General features: G+C 45.3%; 1 protein-coding gene. It reads right to left on the reverse strand.

Going from position 1 to position 841, the window contains the following annotated elements; all coding sequences use genetic code 11:
- Positions 1–674 (reverse strand): acyl-CoA dehydrogenase family protein (locus A3729_RS09780; RefSeq protein ID WP_197475746.1); only part of this gene is annotated, 674 nt, incomplete at its 3' end.
- Between the last annotated feature and the right edge of the window lie 167 nt (positions 675–841).

Here is an 841-nt window from a genome sequence, read left to right on the forward strand (position 1 = left end):
TCTTTTGGGACTTTTACATCCTGGAAGAATAGCTCTGACGTATCCTGTGCCTTCATACCGATCTTATGAAGATTGGTGCCTTTTTCAAAGCCGGGTGAGTTTGCCTCAACTAACAGAAGGCTCGTACCTTTTGCGCCAGCTTCAGGGTTAGTTTTAGCCACCACGATAATTAAATCTGCTAACTGTCCATTAGTGATAAAGGTCTTAGAACCATTGAGTGTATAGAACTCGCCTGACTCGTCTAACACAGCATTGGTTTTCACACCTTGTAAGTCAGAACCGGTGCCAGGCTCTGTCATGGCAATCGCGGTCACAATTGAACCATCAACACAACCCGGCAGGTACTTTTGCTTTTGCTCTTCGGAACCGTAAGCCATGATGTAAGGCACCGCGATGTCTGAGTGCAAGCCAAAGCCGATACCACTTAAGCCGTAATTAGCAACTTCTTCATCGATCACCGCATTGAAACGAAAGTCACCTTCAACACCGCCGTATGCTTCTGGGACAGTTGGGCTTAAAAAGCCGTGTTCACCAGCCTTCTTCCATAGTTCACGAGATACCTGACCGTCTTTCTCCCATTGCTCGTGGTGAGGCACAGCTTCAGCTTCAAGGAACTTCTTAAACGCATCGCGAAACATTTCTTGTTCAGATTCAAATACTGTTCGTTTAATCATCTTTTTCTACCTTTCTTAGAATTATTCAAAGCTTGTGAGGCCCAAAACCTCACAAACTGGTTGATATAGATTTAGCTAGTCTTTGAACGTCAAATTGTCTCGGGCCATATCTTTAAGCAGTTGAGGGACTTCGTATCGCTCACCGCATTGCTGATGCAAGGCTTCGG

Source organism: Oleiphilus sp. HI0043 (genome assembly GCF_001634935.1).